This window comes from Bradyrhizobium sp. CCGB01 (assembly GCF_024199795.1).
Classification (GTDB): domain Bacteria; phylum Pseudomonadota; class Alphaproteobacteria; order Rhizobiales; family Xanthobacteraceae; genus Bradyrhizobium.
Map to the genome: position 1 here is coordinate 6,511,907 of NZ_JANADK010000001.1, position 20,226 is coordinate 6,532,132.

16 protein-coding genes are annotated in these 20,226 nt (G+C 64.6%); 4 read left to right on the top strand and 12 right to left on the bottom strand.

Features of this window, described 5'->3' with window-relative positions; genetic code table 11:
- Positions 1 to 10: 10 nt before the first annotated feature.
- Positions 11 to 1,366, bottom strand: a complete 1,356-nt coding sequence (locus tag NLM25_RS30465; protein WP_254141292.1) for a hypothetical protein — start codon at positions 1,364 to 1,366, stop codon at positions 11 to 13.
- Between the two features lie 159 nt (positions 1,367 to 1,525).
- Between NLM25_RS30465 and NLM25_RS30470 the strand changes: the two genes are divergently transcribed.
- Entirely contained in the window at positions 1,526 to 3,232 is a 1,707-nt protein-coding gene (locus NLM25_RS30470; protein ID WP_254139447.1) for a caspase family protein, read from the top strand.
- A gap of 266 nt (positions 3,233 to 3,498) precedes the next feature.
- On the opposite strand, the gene NLM25_RS30475 is transcribed toward NLM25_RS30470, so the two are convergent.
- From NLM25_RS30475 to NLM25_RS30500, 6 genes are all read right to left on the bottom strand, one after another.
- Entirely contained in the window at positions 3,499 to 4,617 is a 1,119-nt protein-coding gene (locus NLM25_RS30475) for a cobalamin-independent methionine synthase II family protein (protein ID WP_254139448.1), read from the bottom strand.
- Positions 4,618 to 4,636: 19 nt separating this feature from the next.
- Positions 4,637 to 5,353, bottom strand: coding sequence for an ABC transporter ATP-binding protein (locus NLM25_RS30480; RefSeq protein ID WP_254139449.1), 717 nt, complete (start codon positions 5,351 to 5,353; stop codon positions 4,637 to 4,639).
- Positions 5,346 to 6,101: an ABC transporter ATP-binding protein gene (locus NLM25_RS30485; RefSeq protein ID WP_254121394.1), complete on the bottom strand. Its 756-nt coding sequence runs from the start codon at positions 6,099 to 6,101 to the stop codon at positions 5,346 to 5,348. Before NLM25_RS30485 ends, NLM25_RS30480 begins: the two co-directional genes overlap by 8 nt.
- Positions 6,098 to 7,126, bottom strand: a complete 1,029-nt coding sequence (locus NLM25_RS30490; RefSeq protein WP_254139450.1) for a branched-chain amino acid ABC transporter permease — start codon at positions 7,124 to 7,126, stop codon at positions 6,098 to 6,100. The genes NLM25_RS30485 and NLM25_RS30490 overlap by 4 nt, the downstream gene beginning before the upstream one ends.
- Before the next feature lie 8 nt (positions 7,127 to 7,134).
- Positions 7,135 to 8,004, bottom strand: coding sequence for a branched-chain amino acid ABC transporter permease (locus NLM25_RS30495; RefSeq protein ID WP_254139451.1), 870 nt, complete (start codon positions 8,002 to 8,004; stop codon positions 7,135 to 7,137).
- Between the two features lie 134 nt (positions 8,005 to 8,138).
- On the bottom strand, positions 8,139 to 9,329 hold the full coding sequence (locus NLM25_RS30500; protein WP_254121396.1) for an ABC transporter substrate-binding protein: 1,191 nt from the start codon (positions 9,327 to 9,329) through the stop codon (positions 8,139 to 8,141).
- Positions 9,330 to 9,852: 523 nt separating this feature from the next.
- Here NLM25_RS30500 and NLM25_RS30505 point away from each other — a divergent pair.
- On the top strand, positions 9,853 to 10,128 hold the full coding sequence (locus tag NLM25_RS30505; RefSeq protein WP_254121397.1) for a hypothetical protein: 276 nt from the start codon (positions 9,853 to 9,855) through the stop codon (positions 10,126 to 10,128).
- Between the two features lie 96 nt (positions 10,129 to 10,224).
- Here NLM25_RS30505 and purU read toward each other — a convergent pair whose 3' ends face one another.
- Complete coding sequence (purU, locus tag NLM25_RS30510; protein WP_254139452.1) at positions 10,225 to 11,088, bottom strand: formyltetrahydrofolate deformylase; 864 nt, start codon at positions 11,086 to 11,088, stop codon at positions 10,225 to 10,227.
- A 142-nt stretch (positions 11,089 to 11,230) separates the two neighbouring features.
- On the opposite strand from purU, the gene NLM25_RS30515 reads away from it, so the two are divergent.
- A complete protein-coding gene (locus tag NLM25_RS30515) occupies positions 11,231 to 12,073 on the top strand; it encodes a uroporphyrinogen-III synthase (protein ID WP_254121399.1) in 843 nt (280 codons plus the stop codon).
- A 33-nt stretch (positions 12,074 to 12,106) separates the two neighbouring features.
- Here the strand turns inward: NLM25_RS30515 and NLM25_RS30520 are convergent, their stop codons facing one another.
- The 3 genes from NLM25_RS30520 to NLM25_RS30530 all read right to left on the bottom strand — a co-directional run bounded on the left by NLM25_RS30520 (position 12,107) and on the right by NLM25_RS30530 (position 17,746).
- Positions 12,107 to 13,552, bottom strand: coding sequence for an adenylate/guanylate cyclase domain-containing protein (locus NLM25_RS30520; RefSeq protein WP_254139453.1), 1,446 nt, complete (start codon positions 13,550 to 13,552; stop codon positions 12,107 to 12,109).
- 168 nt (positions 13,553 to 13,720) lie between these two features.
- Positions 13,721 to 14,401, bottom strand: coding sequence for a redoxin domain-containing protein (locus tag NLM25_RS30525; RefSeq protein ID WP_254139454.1), 681 nt, complete (start codon positions 14,399 to 14,401; stop codon positions 13,721 to 13,723).
- Positions 14,402 to 14,422: 21 nt separating this feature from the next.
- On the bottom strand, positions 14,423 to 17,746 hold the full coding sequence (locus NLM25_RS30530; protein WP_254139455.1) for an adenylate/guanylate cyclase domain-containing protein: 3,324 nt from the start codon (positions 17,744 to 17,746) through the stop codon (positions 14,423 to 14,425).
- Positions 17,747 to 18,048: 302 nt separating this feature from the next.
- Here NLM25_RS30530 and NLM25_RS30535 point away from each other — a divergent pair, with 302 nt between their 5' ends.
- On the top strand, positions 18,049 to 19,311 hold the full coding sequence (locus tag NLM25_RS30535; RefSeq protein ID WP_254139456.1) for an MFS transporter: 1,263 nt from the start codon (positions 18,049 to 18,051) through the stop codon (positions 19,309 to 19,311).
- Between the two features lie 4 nt (positions 19,312 to 19,315).
- Here NLM25_RS30535 and NLM25_RS30540 read toward each other — a convergent pair whose 3' ends face one another.
- Positions 19,316 to 19,990: a Crp/Fnr family transcriptional regulator gene (locus NLM25_RS30540; RefSeq protein WP_254121404.1), complete on the bottom strand. Its 675-nt coding sequence runs from the start codon at positions 19,988 to 19,990 to the stop codon at positions 19,316 to 19,318.
- Positions 19,991 to 20,226: the final 236 nt, after the last annotated feature.

Consider the following 20,226-nt stretch of genomic DNA (forward strand, 5'->3'; position numbering starts at 1 on the left):
TCGGATGATGTCAATCACGCCGTCGCGAGATGACGTAGGATTCGTCGAGAAACCAGAGCCCGTTGTACTTTCGCAGCACATCCCTGGCGGCATCCAGAGTGCGGCCGTTTTGAGTCATTTCCGTCAAACGATCGTCCTCGATCTGAGCGACATACACCGCCGCATTCCACGCTGCAAAGGCCGTCGAGGTTCCGATGGTACCTGTGACCTCGTTGGGCAGCGCTTCCATATCATACCTGAAGATCGAACGGTTATCCGCGTAAGCATTAAAATTTAGGTCCCGGCCCAACGACCCAAGTTCATACTTCACCGCGCGCAATAGCTCATGCCGGCTGACCGAGAAAGGATTTTCTCCCGGCCAGATCGCCTGGATCATTTCCATGCCCGGATCCTGGCCGTGGGAGTGGATTCCGATCAGCCGCCCGCCCGGCCGAAGCGCCCGCGCCAGGGGCGCGATGATCCGCTTGGCCCGGAAATTGACCGAGGACAGGGCGCGATAGGGCTGGGATGCAATGACCAGGTCGAAATTGGCCTCGGTCTGGCCCGGCCGCGGGATGGTCGAATCCAGCAGGAACCGGTGGTCCTCGCGATAGAGCACGAGGACGACGGGCCGCTCGTACAGCGGCATAGCCGTGCGTGGGCTGATCGCGGCGCGCCAGTTCTGCTCCAGGAACGGCCGCAACTCGGCGATCTGCTGCTCGAATTCTCCCGACGAGGCGCCCCGTAGCGGAACCTCGTGCCAGACGGTCGCAGCCGCCGCCGCAGGCGACGCCGGCGTAAGCCAGGGCGCCTCTGAATAGAACATGTTGGTGAAGACGAACACCGACGCCGGATGCTCGAAAATGCGGTCCGGCACCTTCTCCAGCGTCAGGCGCAGATCCTCGAGACTGAGCTCCTTGCCGGCCACATAGAACGGCATGTGCGGGTAGCGCTGGTGGGTCGCGCGCAGCACCCGCGCCAGCACCGTGCCGTCGCCGACGCCGGCGTCGAATATGCGCAGCGCCGGCGGGCGCGGATGGATGCTGGAGAGCTCGAGCGCGACGCGCTCGGCGACCACCCGCTTCTCGCTGCAGGTATGGACGAACAGCAGGTATTTCTGCCGGTTCTCAAAGAAGCGGAAATTGCCGCGCGGATCGCGCTTCTCGGGGGGCACCTGAAGGCCCCGCGGCGGCGGCAGGCCGCCGGTCGTCGACGCGGCGATATAGGCCTGGATCCGCTCCAGCGTATCGATGGTGATGCGCTTTCCCTCGCGCAGCCGATGCACCAGCTTCCCATCGTTCACCGCGCGCCGGCCGAACGTCGATTCCGCCATGTCCGCCTTGCGGCAGAACTCGGTGATTTGGCTCAGGATTTCGTCGTTTTTCATCGGTGGGAATGCGGTGGGCAGAAACGTTGGGCTAGGTTTCCCTAGCAAAATCTGCCCACTGAGGGAATACCCTGCTTTACGCCTCGCCGATGACGCGAGCGTGAACCCCGGCGCACTGCCGGGCAACAAACAAGCGCTTCTCCTCAAGGGACCACCGTCATGCGCCGCCCGCTCGTCGCGTTCTGCCTGCTCGCCGCAACCCTGTGGGCCACGCCCGCCTTCGCGCAGGCGCGCAGCCAGCTCGGGCCGCTCTGCACCACCGACACCACGCCGGCGGACCAGATGATCGACGCCTGCAACAAGATCGTCGCGCTGAAGGTGTTTAGAGGTGAGCAGCTCGCGACCATCTATTTCTGGCGCGCGGTCGGCTGGAACAAGAAGGGCGACTATTCGAAGGTCATCACCGATGCCACCGAGGCGATCCGGCTCCAGCCGAGCCAGGCGGTCTACAATCTCAGGGGATCGGCCTATTACGACAAGGGCGACTACGACATCGCGATCGCCGATTTCGACGATGCGCTGAAGCTCGGCCCGCCCAGCGGCACCATCTTCCACAATCGCGGCAATGCCTGGCGCGGCAAGGGCGACTACGCCAAGGCGATCGCCGACTACGATGTTACGATCAAGCTCGAGCCGAAATCGACGTTCTCCTTCCAGAACCGCGGCATCGCGAAGGAAGCGCTCGGCGACCTCGACGGCGCGCTGTCGGACATCAACCAGGCGATCCGGCTCGACCCGGCGTTGCCGCAGCCGCTGATCAACCGCACCGCGATCTGGCGCGTCAGGGGCGATCTTGATCGCGCCATTGCCGACGGCAGCGAGGCGATCCGGCTCGCGAAAGAGAAGCGGCCCGTCAACATCATGACGCCGCCGAACAGCGTGCTGATCTCCGGTTATATCCATCGCGCGCTGGCCTACGAGGCCAAGGGCGACTACGCCAATGCGCGCGACGACTACAAGGCGACGCTGGCGATCGTGGCTTCCGATGCCGGCAGCAAGGCCAATCAGGCGACCGCAAAAGTGCGGTTGTCGCTGGTGACGGATGCGCTCGCACCCATCCCGCGCGATGCGCCGTCACCGGCGCCGCAACCGGCCCCGCAGCAGACGGGCGCGGCGCCGGCGCCCTCGCCTGCCCCGGTCGTGCTCGGCAAGCGCCTGGCACTGGTGATCGGCAACGGCGCCTATGCGCACGTCAAGGCACTGCCCAATCCCGCCAACGACGCGCGCGCCGTCGCGAAGAGTTTGCGCGACATCGGCTTCACGGTGTCTGAAGGCGTCGATCTCGACCGCGCCGCGATGCAGAAGGTGACGCGCGATTTCCTGCGCGAGGCGGCGCGGGCGCAAGTCGCCGTGGTCTACTATGCCGGCCACGGCGTGCAGGTCGACGGCCGCAATTATCTCATTCCCATCGACGTCGAGCTGAAGGCTGGCAGCAGCATGACGGAGGCGATGATCGACATGGACACGATCATGGCCGGCCTCGACGACCAGGTCCGCACCAACATTCTGATCTTCGATGCCTGCCGCAACAACCCGATGGCACAACAGGTGGCGTCCACCGGCAGCAGTCGTGCCATCGAAGGCGCCTCGGGCCTCGCAGCTCCAACGAGCCTCGGCGCCGGTGCAACGTTAGGCGCGGGCACGCTGATCGCGTTCGCCACCGCGCCGGGCCAGGTCGCGCTCGACGGCGAACGCGTCAACTCGCCGTTCTCCGCCGCCCTCTCCCGCCATCTCGGAACGCCGGGGCTGGAGGTGCAGCAGATGCTGACGCGGGTGCGGGCCGAGGTGGTCTCGAGCACGAAAAACAAGCAGGTGCCGTGGTCGAACTCGTCGCTGCTCGGCGAGGTGTATCTGGCGGCGAAGTGAGGGCGTCCCATCCAGGACGCCGTAGCCCGGATGAGCGAAGCGATATCCGGGGTTCGACCGATCCCGCATGCCGCTTCGCTCACGCGGGCTACGACCTCGCCCAACACTCAACTGTCATCGCCCGGCTCGACCGGGCGATCCAGTATTCCAGAGACAGCGAGAGGTGCGGAGAAGCCGCGGCGTACTGGATTCCCCGCTTTCGCGGGGAATGACAGTGAGAGTGTGGAGAGACCTCGCCGCCACTCACGTGACGGACAATGCGAGGCTCAGTTACCCCACACTTCCTTCGCGATCTCCACCGCGAGGCTCAGCTTGGCCCACTGCTCTTCCTCGGAGAGGATGTTGCCTTCTTCGGTCGAGGCAAAGCCGCACTGCGGGGACAGCGCAAGTTGCTCCAGCGGCGCGAATTTGGCGGCCTCTTCGAGACGACGCTTGATGTCGTCCTTCTTCTCGAGCTCGCCGAACTTCGAGGTGATGACGCCGACCACGACGACCTTGTTGCCCTTGGGCAGGAAGCGCAGCGGCTCGAAGCCGCCGGCGCGGTCGCTGTCGTATTCGAGGAAGTAGCCGTCGTAATTGGTGCCGGCGAGCATGGTCTCGGCCACCGGCTCGTAGCCGCCCGAAGAAATCCAGGTCGAGCGGAAATTGCCGCGGCAGACATGCGTCGTCACCACCATGTCGGCGGGCTTCTCCGCCAGCGCGTAGTTGATGACGCGGGCGTAGATCTGCTGGAGACCGTCGGGATTGTCGCCGCGCTCGCGCGCCTTCTGGAGCTCTTCCTGCGAGCAAAGATAGGCCCAGACGGTGTCGTCGAACTGGAGATAGCGGCAGCCGGCGTCATAGAACGCCTTCACCGCCTTGCGGTAGGTCTTGCCGAGATCCTCGTAGAACGCGTCCAGATCGGGATAGACGTCCTTGGAGATCGCCTTGCGGCCGCCGCGGAAGTGCAGCACCGCGGGCGACGGGATCGTCATCTTGGCGGTGACGTGGGCCTGGTCCGCACACTTCTTCAGGAAGCGGAAGTGATCCAGCATCGGATGGTCGTCGGGGAAATCGAGCTTGCCGATCACGCGGACCGCGTCATGCCGCGTCTCGACGCCTGCGAACTGGATGCCCGTGTCCGGGTGAAACATTTCGCAGCCGGTGAGCTTGGCCAGGAAGTCGAAATGCCACCAGGAGCGGCGGAATTCGCCGTCGGTCGCGAGCTTCAAGCCGACCGAGGCCTGCTTGTGCACGACCTTCTCGATCTCCATGTCCTCGATCTTGCGCAGATCGTCGGCCGAGATCTCACCCTTCTCGAGCTTTGCGCGGGCTTCCTTGATCTTGGCGGGGCGCAGAAGGCTGCCGACCTCGTCGGCGCGGAAGGGGGCTTTGGTTCGCTGCATTTTCGACTCCCAAGATATTTTAGTGGGCCGCCGCCCCTGCGACACCGAGGTGGCGCTCCAGGACCGAGGGGTCGGCCTTCAGCGCGGCGCTCGGGGCGTCGTGGACGATCGTTCCGCGCTCCAATATCACAACGCGGTCGGCGAGCCCCAGAATCTTTTGGGCATTCTGCTCGACGATGATCGAGCAGATGCCGCCGGCCCGGGTGATGGCCCCGATCGCCTTCAGAAGCTCCTCGACGATGATGGGGGCAAGGCCCTCGGTCGGCTCGTCCAGCAGCAGGACTTTCGGATTGAGGGTCAGCGCGCGGCCGATCGCCAGCATCTGCTGCTCGCCCCCGGAGAGCTGGTTGCCGAAATTGGTCCGCCGTTCTTTCAGCCGCGGGAACATCTCGTAGACCTTCTCGACAGTCCAAGCGCCGGGCTGCGCCACCGCGGTCATGTTTTCTTCGACTGTGAGCGAGCGGAAGATGTTGCGCTCCTGCGGCACCCAGCCAATGCCGGCGCGTGCCCGCTGGTCGGGCCGAAGCGAAGTGACATCCGTGCCGGCGAGCGCGACCGAGCCGGAGAAGCGGCGGGTGACGCCGACGATGGAGTTGATCAGCGTGGTCTTGCCGGTGCCGTTGCGACCCAACAGCGCCAGCACCTGCCCCTCGGCGAGGCGCAGCGACATGTTGGGCAGCACCACCGCCTCGCCATAGCCGGCGCGAAGGGCGTCGATTGCGAGCAGGTCAGACATTGACCGCCTCCTCGCCGAGATAGACGGCCTTGACCTGCGGGTCGCGTGCCACCTGGTCGGGCGGGCCTTCGGTAAGCAGCGCACCCGAGACCAGCACGGAGATGCGGTCGGCGAAGGAAAAGACGAGATCCATGTCGTGCTCGATCAGGAGCACCGTGACGTCGCGCGGCAGGCTACCTACGACGGCGAGAATGTCGTGGCGTTCGCTCTCGGGCACGCCGGCGGCGGGCTCATCGAGCAGCAGCACGCGCGGCTTGGCGGCGATCGCGACCGCGATCTCGAGCAGGCGTTGCTTGCCGTAGGGCAGCGTCACGGTCTGTTCGTTCATGACGTCGAGCAGATGGAAGCGGGTCAGCAGGTCCGCAATCTCGCCGTTGACGTCGCTGCGCGTCCCCATTCGCCGCCACCAGTCGCCGCCGTGGCCAAGGCGCTCGGAGACCGCAAGACCGATGGTCTCGAGCGGGGTCAGGTCGGGATAGAGCTGATTGATCTGGAAGGTGCGCGACAGGCCGCGCAGCACACGCTTGTGCACGGGCAGATCCGTGATGTCCTGGCCTTCGAGCAGGATGCGGCCGGAATTCGGCTTCAGCACGCCGGTGAGTTGGTTGATCACCGTGGTCTTGCCGGCGCCGTTGGGGCCGATCAGCGCATGGCGAGCGCCCTGCTCGATCTTGAGCGACAGGTCGCGCGTGACGCGCAGGCCGCCGAAGGTTTTTTCGAGATTCTGGGTTTCGAGCGCGATGGTCATGCGTCGCTCTCCGGCACGGCGACGACGGCCTTGCGTCCGGCAACCTGTTTGATCACGAGGTTCGGCACGTACAACACCCAGCGATGCAGGCGCTGGCGGCCGACCAGCACGATCACGACCAGCACGAGGCCGATCCAGAACTGCCAGTATTGCGGAGTGATCGTCGAAAAGACTTCCTGGAGCATGCGGAAGATCACTGCGCCGACCAGCCCGCCATAGAGATAGCCGGTGCCGCCGATGACGAGCACCAGCATCAGATCGGCCGAACGCTCGAAGGCGAACACGTCGAGGGAAGCGATCGCCGTGGTCTGGGTGAACAGCGCGCCCGCGATGCCGGCATAGAACGCCGCGAGCGTGTAGATCGCGATCAGGCGGCGGTTGACGGGGATGCCGATCGCGGCCGCGCGCAACGGATTGTTCTTGATCGCGCGCAGCGACAGACCAAACGGCGAGTGCACGACGCGGCGGGCAAACAGGAACAACAGGAACAGCACGGCCAGCGAGTAGAAGAAGCCGGTCTTGCCGAACATGTCGAACGGGATCTCGCCGAAGATCGGCTGCATCTCGATGCCCTGAAGGCCGTCGGTGCCGCCGGTGATGTTAGAAAAACGTTCGGCAAGCGCCTCGAGCAGCAGCGCGATGCCAAGCGTGACCATCAGCCGGGTCAGGTCGACGCCGCGGATCACCAGGAAGCTGGTGGCAAAACCCAGCACCATCGCGGCAAGCCCTGCGACGATCAGCGCGAGCACGGGCTCGTTGATAATCCCATGCAGTGCAAGAAGCCCCGCGGCATAGGCGCCGACGCCGAAGAAGGCGGCATGCCCGAGTGAGACGATGCCGGCATAGCCGAGGATGAGATCGAGCGACATCGCGAACAGCGCCAGCCGCAGGATGTCGGTCATGATCAGATAGCGCGTGGGAAATACAAAGCCGCAGGCCAGCACGATGAGCCAGAAGGCGACTTCGCCGTAATGCCAGCGCGCCTGGCGCTGGGCGTGATAACCGACGTCGGAGGAAGCGTTCATCGGCAAACTCAACGCGCGGCCGTGCGGCCGAACAGGCCGTTCGGGCGCCAGATCAGGATCACGATCATCATGGTGTAGATCACGAAGGGTCCCATCTTCGGCACGTAATATTTGCCGGCGACGTCGCCGATGCCGAGCAGGAGCGAGGCCAGGAACGGCCCGGTAATGGAGGAAGAGCCGCCGACGGTGACCACGATCAGGAAGTAGATCATGAACTTCAGCGGGAAATACGGATCGAGGCCGAGGATCTCGGCGCTCAGCGCGCCGCCGAGACCGGCAAGCCCGCAACCGAAGGCAAAGGTGAAGGCGAACACCTGTGGGACATTGATGCCGAGGCCGCTGGCGGCGCGGGGATCATCGACCGCGGCGCGCAGCCGGCTGCCGAAACGGGTCTTGGCCAGCACCATCTGGAGAGCGATGGTGAGCAGGCCGCAGATCACGATGATCATCAGCCGGTAGCGGCCGATGCCGACGCCGAACACGTCGAACTGGCCCTGGAGCGCCGCCGGGAGGTTGATGAAGACTCGCGACGAGCCCTGGATGTAGTCGACGGCGGCGACCGACATGAACGTGAGGCCGATCGTGAACAGCACCTGGTCGAGATGGCTGCGCGTATAGAGATGGCGATAGAGCGTGCGCTCGAGCGCGATGCCGATCGCGGCGGAGGAAACGAAAGCGAGCGGCAGCGCGGCGAAAAACGGCCAGCCCATCCGGTTGACCAGCACCATGCAGACATAGCCGCCGGCCATGGCGAAGGCGCCGTGGGCGAGGTTGACGAAGTTCATCAGGCCGAGCGTGACCGCGAGCCCGCAGGCAAGCACGAACAGCAGCATGCCGTAGGCAACGCCATCGAACAGGTTGGTGAGGATTGCGGTCATCGGTAGCGGCTGAACCCTGGTAATCGCCGGTCATTCCGGGGCAGCGCACGCGCTGAACCCGGAATCTCGTTTCAACAATTTCGAGATCCCGGGTTCGCGCTAATGCGCGCCCCGGGATGACGCGCTTTTGCGCGTCACTTCTTCGTCTTGCCGAGATCCTTGACGGCTTCGAAGGTCGCGAACTCGACATTGTAGAGCTCGCCGTCGACCTTCTCGACCTTGCGGATGTAGATGTTCTGCACGATGTCGCGCGTCTCGGGGTCGATCGAGATCGGACCACGCGGGCTTTCCCACTTCTGGCCCTTCATGGCTTCGATCAGCTTGGTGCCGTCGGTGTCGCCATTGGTCTTCTTCAGCGCCTCGTAGATGAGGTGGATGCCGTCATAGCCGCTCACGGCCATGAAGCCCGGACGGTTGCCGAAGGCCTTCTTGTAGGCCGCGACGAAATCCTTGTTCATCTGCGAAGGATGCGCCGCGGAATACAGATGCGCGGTGACCGTGCCGAGCACGGCGTCGCCCATGTTGTTGAGAAGGTCGTCGTCGGTGACGTCGCCGGGTCCGATCACCTTGATGCCGGCCTTGTCGAGGCCACGCTCGGCATATTGCTTCATGAAGTTGCCGCCCTGGCCGGCCGGCACGAACACGAAGATCGCGTCGGGCTTCGCGTCCTTCATGCGCTGGAGGAACGGCGCGAAATCCGGATTTGCGAGCGGCGTCTTGACCTCTTCCACCACCTCACCGCCGCCGGCGGTGAAATTCTGCTTGAAGAAGTTCAGCGCGTCATTGCCGGGCGCGTAGTCGGAGGTGAGCGTCGCCACCTTCTTGATGCCGTTCTTCACCGCCCAGTCGGCGATGATAGTGGAGGACTGCGCCAGCGTGAAGCTGGTGCGCACGATATAGGGCGAGCGCTCGGTGATGATGGAGGTGCCGGCCGCCATCACGACTTCCGGGATCTTGGCCTGCGTCGCGAGCGGCGCCGCGGCCAGCGCGGCCGGCGTGACACCGAAGCCGGCGATGAAATTGACCTTGTCGTTGACGATCAGCTCCTGCGCGGCCGTCTTGGTTTTGTCCGGCACCGCGCCGTCGTCCTTGAGGATGATCTCGACCTTCTTGCCGGCGACGGTGTCGCCCTTCTGCTGCATGTAGAGCTTGATCGCGTTCTCGATCTGCTTGCCGGTCGAGGCCTGGCCGCCGGTCATCGGCAGGATCAGGCCGACCTTGACCGTGTCCTCGGCCTTGACCGGCGCGACGGCCGCGAGGCCGGCGATGGCGGCCGCTGCTGCGGTCCAAGAGACCTTACGAGAAAAAATCTTGCGTTCGAACATCAGATGTCCCTCCCCTTCATTCCTGACCTCTTGTGCGCCGGACCGAGTGCCCGGTCCTTGGCTCAACCTTAGCTCACGCGTGCGCGATGTCGCGTCACATGGCGTCTTTCGCGCCCTCATTGTCAATCGGACGTTTGGCGACCATTCGGCGCAAGCCGCGCGTTCCGATTGCCGACGGCGGGAAGCGGTGCCGTGGTTACGTCGGGGTAACCCGAGGCCCCCGATCTTGGCCGCTCCTATTTGTACGATTGTACAAATAAAATGGACCTGTCAACGAAAAACCCCCTCCGCCGACCAAGGCAGTTTGTCGCGAGCCCGTTGCCGCAGTCTAGAAGCGCGACCGGCCGCGTGGATGGAGGATTTCGTCTTTCTTTGCAGAATTCAGACACCGCACAGTTTGCGGCCCAGCAGGGATAGGTATCTAGTTACCTATCTCGAATAAGTCTATTTTACCTTGTTGAAGGCTACTCTTCCGATGCCGGGCTGACCTGGCGTCCAACCCGACTGAATTCGCGCGCGCACAATGCTCAAGTCCTTCCGCTCCGTCCTCACCCTCGTTGCGCTCGCCGCGGGGCTGTGCGGCTGCGGCACCGTCAACGAAAAGCTCTCCGCCGGCATGGGCGACTATGTCCCGCAATGGGCCGGCGGCCTGCCTGCCGACGCACCGCCGCGGCCCGGCACGCCGCAATACGACGCATGGATGAAGGAACGGGAGCAGAAGCGGCTGCAGCCGGCGGCGGATCGCGAGAAGGAACAGCAGGCGCAGAAGGGCGCGACGTCGGGCGGCGCGGTGCGGTAAGAGAGCGATCGTCATTCCGGGATGGTCCGAAGGACCAGACCCGGAATCTCGAGATTCCGGGTTCGCCTCTTCGAGGCGCCCCGGAATGACGGCGCCCTAATCCACGAACACCACGGTCTTGCGGCCGTTGAGGATGACGCGGTCGTTGAGATGGTAGCGGATCGCGCGCGCCAGCACGCGGCGCTCGATGTCGCGGCCCTTGCGGACGAGATCTTCCGGCGTGTCGCGGTGGCTAATGCGCTCGACGTCCTGGTCGATGATCGGGCCTTCGTCGAGGTCGCGCGTGACGTAATGGGCGGTCGCGCCGATCAGCTTGACGCCGCGCTCATGAGCCTGGTGATAGGGCTTTGCGCCCTTGAAGCCCGGCAGGAACGAGTGGTGGATGTTGATGCAGCGGCCGGAGAGCTTGGCCGAGAGGTCATCCGACAGGATCTGCATATAGCGGGCGAGCACCACGAGATCGGTCCCGGTCTTGGCGACGAGATCGAGGATTTGCGCCTCCTGCTCGCTCTTGGTCTCCTTGGTGACCGGCAGATAGTGGAACGGGATGCCGCCGAAATCGAGCCCGGCATAGACCTCGCGCGGATGGTTGGAGACGATCGCGGCCAAATTCATCGGCAATTCGCCGGTGCGCCAGCGGTAGAGGATGTCGACCAGGCAGTGGTCGGACTTCGACACCAGCAGCATCACCTTGCGATGCGCGGCGCGGTCGCGCATCTGCCACTCCATGCCGAAACGCTCGGCGATCGCGGCAAAGCCGGTCTGGAGCGCCGACAGTTCCACGGCCAGATCGGCGGCGGTGAACACCACGCGCATGAAGAACTTCTTGGTCTCGACGTCGTCGAACTGCTGGGCGTCGAGAATGTTCTGTCCGTTGTGGGCCAGGAAGGTCGACACCGCCGAAACGATGCCGGGGCGATCCGGGCAGGACAGGGTCAGCACATATTGATGATCGGGCATGGCTCTTGATGAAGGTTTGTGCAGCGACTGCGGAACGACCCGCGATTTGCGCCCTGCTCTATCACCGACCCCGCCCTTGCGCCAATCCCGACAGCGGAGTCAGGATGAACGGAGCATTGCGTTTTACCACCGGAGCATACCCATGGCCGACCGCTTGAACGGCACCCGCATCCTGATCCTGGAAACGCGCGAGGAGGCGCAGTTCTCGAAGCTTTTGGCCGAGCAAGGTGCCGAGGTCGTGCAATGCCCGATGTTCACCATCGAGGATGCGCCGGACCCAGCCCCGGTCGAGGCCTGGATCCGCCGCGCCATCGACGAGCCCCTCGACGATCTGGTGCTGATGACCGGTGAAGGCCTGCGGCGGATCATGAAGCTCGCGCGCGCCCGCGGGCTCGACGCGGCTCTCGTGGCAGCTCTCGCCCAGGCGCGAAAATTCACCCGTGGTCCGAAGCCCGGAAAGGCGTTGCGCGAGGTCGGCCTCGAGGCACAGCAGACCACGGAGAAGCCGACCACCGAGGGCGTGGTCGAGATGCTGGGCAAGCTCGACCTGAAGGGGCGACGCCTCGGCCTTCAGCTATATCCGGACAAGGATCACAGCGCGCTGACCGGCGCGCTTGCCGCGCAAGGCGCCGATGTCGATACCGTGCTGCCTTATGCCTACGATTCCAAGGCTGCGGATGCCAACATCGTCGCCGCCATCGACGACATGGCCGAGGGACGGATCGATTCCATCGCGCTGACCAATCTTGGCCAGGTCCGCCGGCTGATCGAGGCTGCGAAGGCGCATGGCAGCGAGACGAAGTTGCGCGCAGGGCTGGAGCGGACGCTGATCGCGTCGGTGGGCCCTGCAGTCTCGGGAGAGCTCGCCGCGCACGGCCTGCGCACGGACGTCTCGCCGGCGGAAGATCACTATTTCATGCGCCCGCTGATCTCGGCGATGGCCCTGGCGCTGGAGGAGAAGAAGCCGAAAGTGCCGGTGAAGTGAAGGTCTCCGGCAGGGGCATGCCGGAGCAGGATTCTATCTACGCACGACACGATACACGCATGCATTTCCTTCGACGCCGCGGAGAGGTGCATCAAACTCAACGATGGCGTGACCGGCGAGGAGACCGCTGACGCCCGGCGCGGAATAAAGCGCTTCCGAGAGACAGATTTCGCCGGCATCGGCCAACGATTGCACGCGCGCCGCAACATTCACGGTCTGCCCGAAGTAGTCCAGATTCTCGTTGAGGGTCACGGCAATCGACGGACCACAATGCGCTCCAATCTTCAGGATGATGCTCGGCTCACCATGCTCGCCATTGTAGCGTTCTGTTTCCCGGAGCATATGCAACGCCGCCGAGACCGCGTCGGTCGGACGGGAGAAGACCGCCATCACGGCGTCCCCGATCGTCTTGACGATGGCGCCGGAATGCTCCTGGACGGTCGCGCCCAGCAAGGCAAAATGCTCGCGGACCAGGGCATAGGCGTTCAGATCGCCGAGACGCTCGTACATCGCGGTCGACCCCTTGAGATCCGTGAACAACAAGGTCACCTGCCGGATGCCGAGCCCTTCCCGCTCATCGACGCGTTCCGAGCGGAACAGGCGGCGGAAGGTTTGCCGCGCGAGTAACATGCCGCCGGACATATACGGTTCGAACTCGAGCGCGGGCTTGGTCGTCTGAGCCAGAACTTCGGGCGGCCAATTGATCAGGAGTAATGACCCACGCACTGCGCCGGAGTTCTCCACGTCGATCACAATCGGGCCAGGCGGAACGACGGACAGCGACGGCGAAAAGCGCCGTCCATCATATCCAACTCGCAAGACGGTCGGCGCGGTTGCGGGTTCGCCTGCGACCGAGACCGCGAACGCAGCCTGCGTTTGAATGTTGACGCCGGCCAGAGCACCGGGACCGAGATCGGCGCGAAGAGTGGTGGTCGAGCCCGGTGGCAAGAACGCAAGTCCGCGAACCAATCCATGCAGGAAATCGAGAAATCGAATGGGCTGGCCGGGCATGCGCGCGTCGCCCGAGAAACGAAGTTTCCAGTGGAAATCCTCGACCGAGAGGGAATGAGGATCGTGAAATGGAAGCCGCCGGAGCTGCGGCGAGACCGTAAACGTAACCTCAATGAAATCGTCGAGGTCGGTGTCACCGCTGACGTCGCACAGGCCGCACACGTAATGGGTCTTCAGGGTGCGCAGAGCGCCAAAGCTGTCGAGCACCATGCCGGATTGGGGACAAACAACGTCCCAGCTCATCTCGAACAACCCGTTTCTTGTGGCATGCAAAAACAGATCGATGCTATCCGCCTCGGCAATGCCGCGATCACGCGCGAACGTCAGGGGATTGATCCGGTAGAGGGACAGATCGTCACCGCTCCTGATGAGCGTCTCAAATTTCGAGATCACGCGTGGGCTCCAGGATCGGGCCTGCTCAATCTCGGTCATCTTGCTTTCCAGGAGCCGCTCCTGGATGTTGGTCATTGTGCGCCTCCGTCAGTGCAACGTCGTGAACAGGAATGGCTGCGCCTCAGACTGACGCGCAGTTCACGCGGCCACCGATATCCGCAACAGCGACAACGCCGGCGGAGAGGAAGCCGCAGATTGCGGCACGTTGGGCGCAGCATTTGCACGCCAGCCAGGCGGCGATGCCTAGCTTGCCATCTGCGAGGCGGCCGACATCACCTCCTGAGGACTCGGCGCCCCGAACATGCGCTGGCCGCCTTCCGGAACCTCGGTAAAGGTCCAGCGTACGACCCCTTCCCGATCGAGCAGGAACTGGCCGAACAGCTGGCCCTGGCCGGTTGCCGCCATGCGCTGATCGGCCTCCATCATCTCGTAGCCATCCTTGTTGTTGAGCTGCTCGGCAGCCGCCAAACGATTCATCGGCCCGGACAATTCTCCGGGAATGTCCACTTGCATGCTCATGACCACATCCATGCCCACCTTGCGCGGCCAGTCGGTTTCCTTCTCCGTGAACTCGAGATTGGGCAAGCCGAACGCACGGTGCGAGACCCGCTCGGGATCTGACGCGGCGAGCAGATTGGGCAAAGGGTGATAACGGAAGTAGAGCCGCGCGCGCTCGATCGGCGTATTCACCACCGTGAGACTTTCGACGCCCTTGTCGCGCAGAGCCGCGTCGAGTTGCGCCTGCGCCGCGATATGGCGGCGGCAGAACGGGCAGTGCAGGCCGCGATACAAGCCGATCAATATCGGACTATGCCCGCGAAAATCCTGAAGCGCGATCTTTCCATCGCGTGTGATCGCATCCAGCACGACGTTCGGTGCACGATCGCCCGGTTGAAGCGGTCCATCGACATGACGCTCTGACATGGTTGAACTCCCTCACATTGGCTAGTCAAGAAACGGCAGTACGATCAGCCCTGCGGGATCGAGCCCGTGCCGGTCACAGACTTCATGGGCCAGCGCGAAATACCGCTCGGCCTCCGGCATGTCGCCTCGATCAAGGTTCAAGGTCGCAAGACCATCATAGCACGGAAAGAGCTGCTGCGGTTCCCCGGTCTCGCTCGCCACCTCGATCGCCTCGTTGTAGCAGCGCGCGGCCAGGTCGGGCCGGAAATGGCATTGATGGATCTGCCCGAGCACGATCAAGGGTACCGGGAGATGCTCGCGCTGGTCGAGCGCGCGGTCGATCTCGATCGCCTTTTCGGCAGCCGGCACGCCCTCGTCGGTACATCGGTCCGTGAATGTGCAACAGGCGACGGCGAAATTGGCAAGGAGGCGCGCCATGAAGCCGAGATCGCCGATACGATGCGCGACATCGAGCCCGCGCCGGCAAACCTCGATGGCGCGCGCCGGATCGACGATCGTGTAGAGCACGCCGAGGTTGGTGTAGCCGCGACACACGACGTTGAGGAGGCCGGCGGCTTCGGCCGCCGCGACACTCTGCTCCACCTCGCACACCGCCTCCTGGTGTCGCCCCAGCCGCGCCAACGCAACCCCCTTGGTGTTGAGGGCCTCCGCAATGGCACGGGCCGCCTCGATCCTGGCCCGCTCGTCCGCGTCCGGCGGTACGGACCGTGCAAAGCCGAGCGCCTCGTCTGCCCATCTTGCGGCGGCGACGTGATCACCCACGCGAAAGGCGAGACGACCGCGCTCTTGCAAGAGGTGCGCCCATTCGATCGGCGCGTCGGTCCCGCCAAGCAGCTCAGCCGCGTCGGCATAGTGCGTCTCTGCCCTGATGCGTTTGCCGGCGTCCCAAAACAATTGACCGAGCTTGCGAAGAATTCGCGCTTCGCCGATGCGATCCGCCGCCGTGCGGTATCCCTCCAGCGCGCATTGATAGTGCTCCTCGGCCGTGCTTCGGCGGCCAGCTACGCGACAGAGGTCGGCAATGCGCTCGTACAGGACGAGGCGCTCCGGCTCCTGCCCGCTGCCGGTCGACAGCACCGCGAGAGACTGCTGGTAGAAGCGAAGGGCATCGTCATTGGCGTAGCTGGCCCGTGCGCGATCGCCGGCAGCGCGCAGACAGCGCGCGCCTTTCGGCTTGCTCGCGCTCAGACTGAAGTGATGTCCGAGCAGTATGAGATCTTCGAGGCGCTCGGGCTCATTGCCATAGAGCCGCTCCAGCGCGGCACCAATCCGTCCATGAAGCTCGATCCGGCGCTGCAGAAGCAGATTTTGGTAGATCACGTCCTGAAGCATGGTTTGCGTGAAGCGGTAGGTCCGCAGCGAAATCGAGTTCGAGCCCGCGATCTCCTCGACGATCTCCGCGTCGCACAGAAGTTCGAGCCCGGCATCGACCCTTGCCGGCTCGGTCGCCGCCGCACCGAGCACGGCCGCATCAAAACGCGGGCCGATCACCGCGGCCTCCTGTGCCAGGCGGCGCACCTGATGCGGCAACCGGTCGAGGCGCGCCAGCAACAACGCCTGAATGCTTGCCGGGATATCGGCGGCGGCTTCCTCCGACTTCATCCGCCACTGCGCGCCGTCGCGCTCCAGGGCGCCGGCTTCGATGAGGCCACGTATGATCTCCTCGAGGAAAAGCGGATTGCCGCCGGCGCGATCGAGGATCCGGCTGAACAGACGTCCCGGCGGTTCACGCCAACCGTGACCGAAATAGGCCGCAAGCAGCCCTTGTCCGTCAGCCTCGCCAAGCGGGGGCAGCCGAAGGGTCGTGTGACTGATCCTGGCCGAACCGAACTGGTCCAGCTCCAGCATCGGCCGATGCGTAAACAGCAGCATCAGCCGCGTCCGCTCCAGTCGGTCCATCAGGAACCGCAACGCTTCAAGAGAGACCGCATCGGCCCAATGCAGATCCTCGACGATGATCAGCAGCGGTGACAGCGCCAGGCGGCGTTCGAAGACGGTGCGAATCGCGAAGAATATCTGACGGCGGAGCTGTTCGGGCTCGACATGCCTGAGCGCGGCGTTGGGGTCGCCGAGGCCGAGTACGTGCAGATAGAGCGGCATCAGGCGGTCGGCCTCGTCCGTCGCGAGGCCGAGCTCCGACAGCGCTTCGGCGACCTTTGTCTCCGCCTCTGGGGCACCGGCCTTCTGCCCGATGCCATAGGCGCTACGCAGCACGGCGGCGAGCGTGCCGTAGGATTGTTCGCCGAGCGGCGAGCAGGCCACGTGCCGGATTGCCACGCCTGCGAAGCGATCCTCGTCGCGGATGCGGGTGGCGAATTCGCCGACTAGGCGCGTTTTCCCGATGCCGGCTTCACCGACCAGTCGCACCAGTTGGGCCGCGCCGCCGCACGCGCGATCAAGGTTGCCGATCATGCGCGCAAGCTCGGCGTCGCGCCCGATCAGCGGCGCATTGAGGCCCAGCGTGTCGAGGCCTCGTGCCGCACGGGGCGTGTCGAGCGGCTCCTTCAGACGGTGGACCACTACGCTGCCCATCTTGCCCTTGAGTGAGACCTCGCCAAGCGAGTCGTAGGAGAACGCATGCCGCGTCAGACGGTGGGTCAACGGCCCGACCAGCACCTCGCCCGGAGCCGCCATCGACTGCAGTCGCTGGGCGGTATTCACCGTGTCGCCGGTCACCGAATAAGATTTGGCGGCGCCCACACCGAGCCCGCCCGCGACGACGTGCCCGGTGTTGATGCCGACATGGAGCAGCAGCGGTGAGCCGGCATACGCCTTCGCGCGCTCGCTGAGGCGCGCCGTCCGGCCGATCATGTCGAGGGCAGCGCGGACCGCCCGCTCCGGATCGTCCTCGTGCGCCGCCGGCGCACCAAACAGAGCAAGCAGCGCATCACCGATGAACTTGTCCACGAAGCCGCCGAAGCCTTGCACCGCTTCCGTCAACTCCTCGAACAATTCGTTTTGAAGCGCCTGCATGACCTCGGGGTCGAGCCGCTCGCTCATCGCAGTGAAGCCGCTGAGGTCGGCAAACAGCACGGTGATGGTGCGGCGGTTCGCCTCGCTGTCGATCTTATCCGACCGAGGTCGAAATGCGGCTTCGACCTCGGCCGCCGGCACGAGCGGCGGAGAGGAGGACCGGATCGGAATCGCCGTCGGGCTCGTCCGCGCCGATCCCTGCCCGCTGGCTGCGGGGACCTCACAGACGAGGACGCCGCATTTCGGGCAATAGGCGAAATCCGGCGCGCATGGAAAGCCGCAGCCGGGGCACGCGTTCGGTTGCTTCGTGCCGCACTTCGGGCAGAAGGCAAAGCCGCTCTGGACCTCGAAACCGCAACCCGAGCACTGCATGGCTCAAGACCTCGCGGAAGCCGCGATGGCGCGATCTGCTGGGCCATACCGAATGGGCCCAGGATGTGGGCCAGAATGGCCTCGGCGAGCCAGAAGAGCAAGCGCGCGACCGGTCTACCCCTCCCCGCAACGGGTCGAGCAACTGGGCAATGCTGCGGATGCACTGGCGCATTGGCACGCCGCGGGCGAGCATGGCGGCATGCGATGGCGTCAATTGACACGCGCATCTCCGGTACTACGCTGCCGAACAGAAATGACAAATAAGAAGAGCAGGGAATCGCAGTGACACGCGTCATCGCGTCGTGAGCGCAGCCGCGCGGCCTTCGGCGCTCGCGCCATTCCGCATCCGCAACTATCGCTTCCAGTGGCCGTCCGATCTGCTTACCTCCTGGGCGTTCGAGGTCGAGACGCTGGTGCTCGGCTGGTACATCATGGTCGAGACCGGCTCTGTGCTGCTGCTCACCGTGCTTGCCTCGCTCCAGTTCGTCGGGACGCTGGTCGCGCCGGTGTTCGGCATGATCGGCGACCGCATGGGTCATCGCGATCTCCTGGTCGTGATGCGTCTTGCCTATACGGTGCTCTCGTCGACCATCATGGTTCTGGCACTGAGCGGTCATTTGTCGCCGCTGAGCGTCATGATCATCGTCGCAATCATGGGCCTGATCCGCCCCTCGGATCTCGGCGTCCGGGGCGCGTTGCTCGCCGAGATCATGCCGGCCGAGCAACTGGTAGGCGCCATCAGCGTTGCGCGCACGACCCAGGACAGCGCGCGCATCGCCGGAGCATTGACGGGCGCCGGGCTGTTCGCCGTTCTCGGCATCGGCCTCGTTTATGTGGCGATCGCCTGCCTCTACTTCGTGGCCGCGCTGCTCATGCTCTGCCTGACCCGGCCGAAACGGTCCGTCATCACGAGCGATCTTCCGGCCAACAGCCACGCCGTTTCGAGACTGCTGGGCGATCTGAAGGAAGGGATCGTCTACGCCTGGAACGGCCCGGGAATGCGCGCGGCGTTGTGCGTCGCCTTCCTGGCCAATCTCACCGCCTTCCCCTTCACCGGCGGATTATTGCCCTACATCGCGCGGGAGATCTTCCAGACCGACCAGACCGGCCTCGGTTATCTCTCGGCGAGCTTCGCCGTCGGCTCGCTGATCGGCTCGATCACGCTCAGCCTGGTCAGCGGACTGCGCATTGCCCGGCTTCTCATCGGCGCGACGCTGGCCTGGTACGCCATGCTGCTGGTGTTCGTCGAGATCAGGACCATGCCCGTGGCAATGGCCTGCCTCGTTCTCGCCGGCATCGCCCAGAGCATGTCGATGATCTCGGCGGCCGTGATCCTGATGCGGACGGCGAGCGCGCATCTGCGCGGCCGCGTCATGGGCGTCCGCATGATGGTGATCTACGGCCTGCCGATCGGATTGCTGGCGGCCGGCAGCCTGATCGACATCATCGGCTATTCCGCGACGGGCTCGCTCTACGCCGCCGCCGGCTTCATCGCGATGCTGGCGATCGCGATCCGCTGGCGCGCCGACCTCTGGCCGGTGCACGCGCCCGCCAACGCGCGCTAGGTGTTTAGTCCCCGTACCCGCGCAGCCGCTCGACATCGAGGATGGTGACGCCGCCATATTCGAGCCGCAGCAGCCCCTCCTTCTCCAGCCGGTTCAGCGCGCGGTTGGCGTTCTGGCGGGACATGCCGGAGAGCGCCCCGATCTCCTCCTGGGTGATTTCCAGGTGCGCGGTCGATTCCGGATAGAGGATCGGGTTGAACAGCGAGGCGATGCTGCGCGCGAGGCGCGCGGTGGCATCCAGCGTGCGGTTGACCTCGAGCATGCCGATGAACTGGCCGAGCCGCTCGTTGAGCTGGCGCACCAGGAAGCGGTTGAAGCCGACGCTGTTCTCGAACAGCCACATGAAGGCGCTCCGCTCCATCAGCGCGATGCGGCTGTTGCGCAGCGCGACCACGTCGTAGCGGCGCGGCTCGTTCTTGAGCACGCTGCCCTCGCCGAACCAGGCCCCGGCCGTGAGCCCCGCAAGGCTCGTCTCCTTGCCGTCACGCGAGACCCCGCCCATCCGCGCCAAGCCGCTCACCATGCCCGCCCAATAGCCGAACATATCGCCGCGCATAAACACCGTCTCGCCGGTGCCGTAAGACCGTTCCGTGATCCCGGCACGAGCGACCTCGATCTCCGCTTCCGTGAGCTCGCGCGACCATGCGGCGACGCGCTTCAGTTGATCCTCTGAAATCATGATCCCGAAGCCAGCCGCACCGTTCCGCCACCCAATCTCTCTGTTGCACTGCAACAAGATCGCTTCGGCCACCATCCGACGAAAGATGAAGGCCGCTCCCGCCCGAAAAACTTTGTCGCAGAATTGTCAGGCCGGAGACATTTCAAAATAGCGCTTTCCCCTATTGAGGGCCACCTTGGGCGATGCGGCTTTTGATCCCGATCGGGAGCAAGAGCGGCGCGGCTCCGGTGGAGACC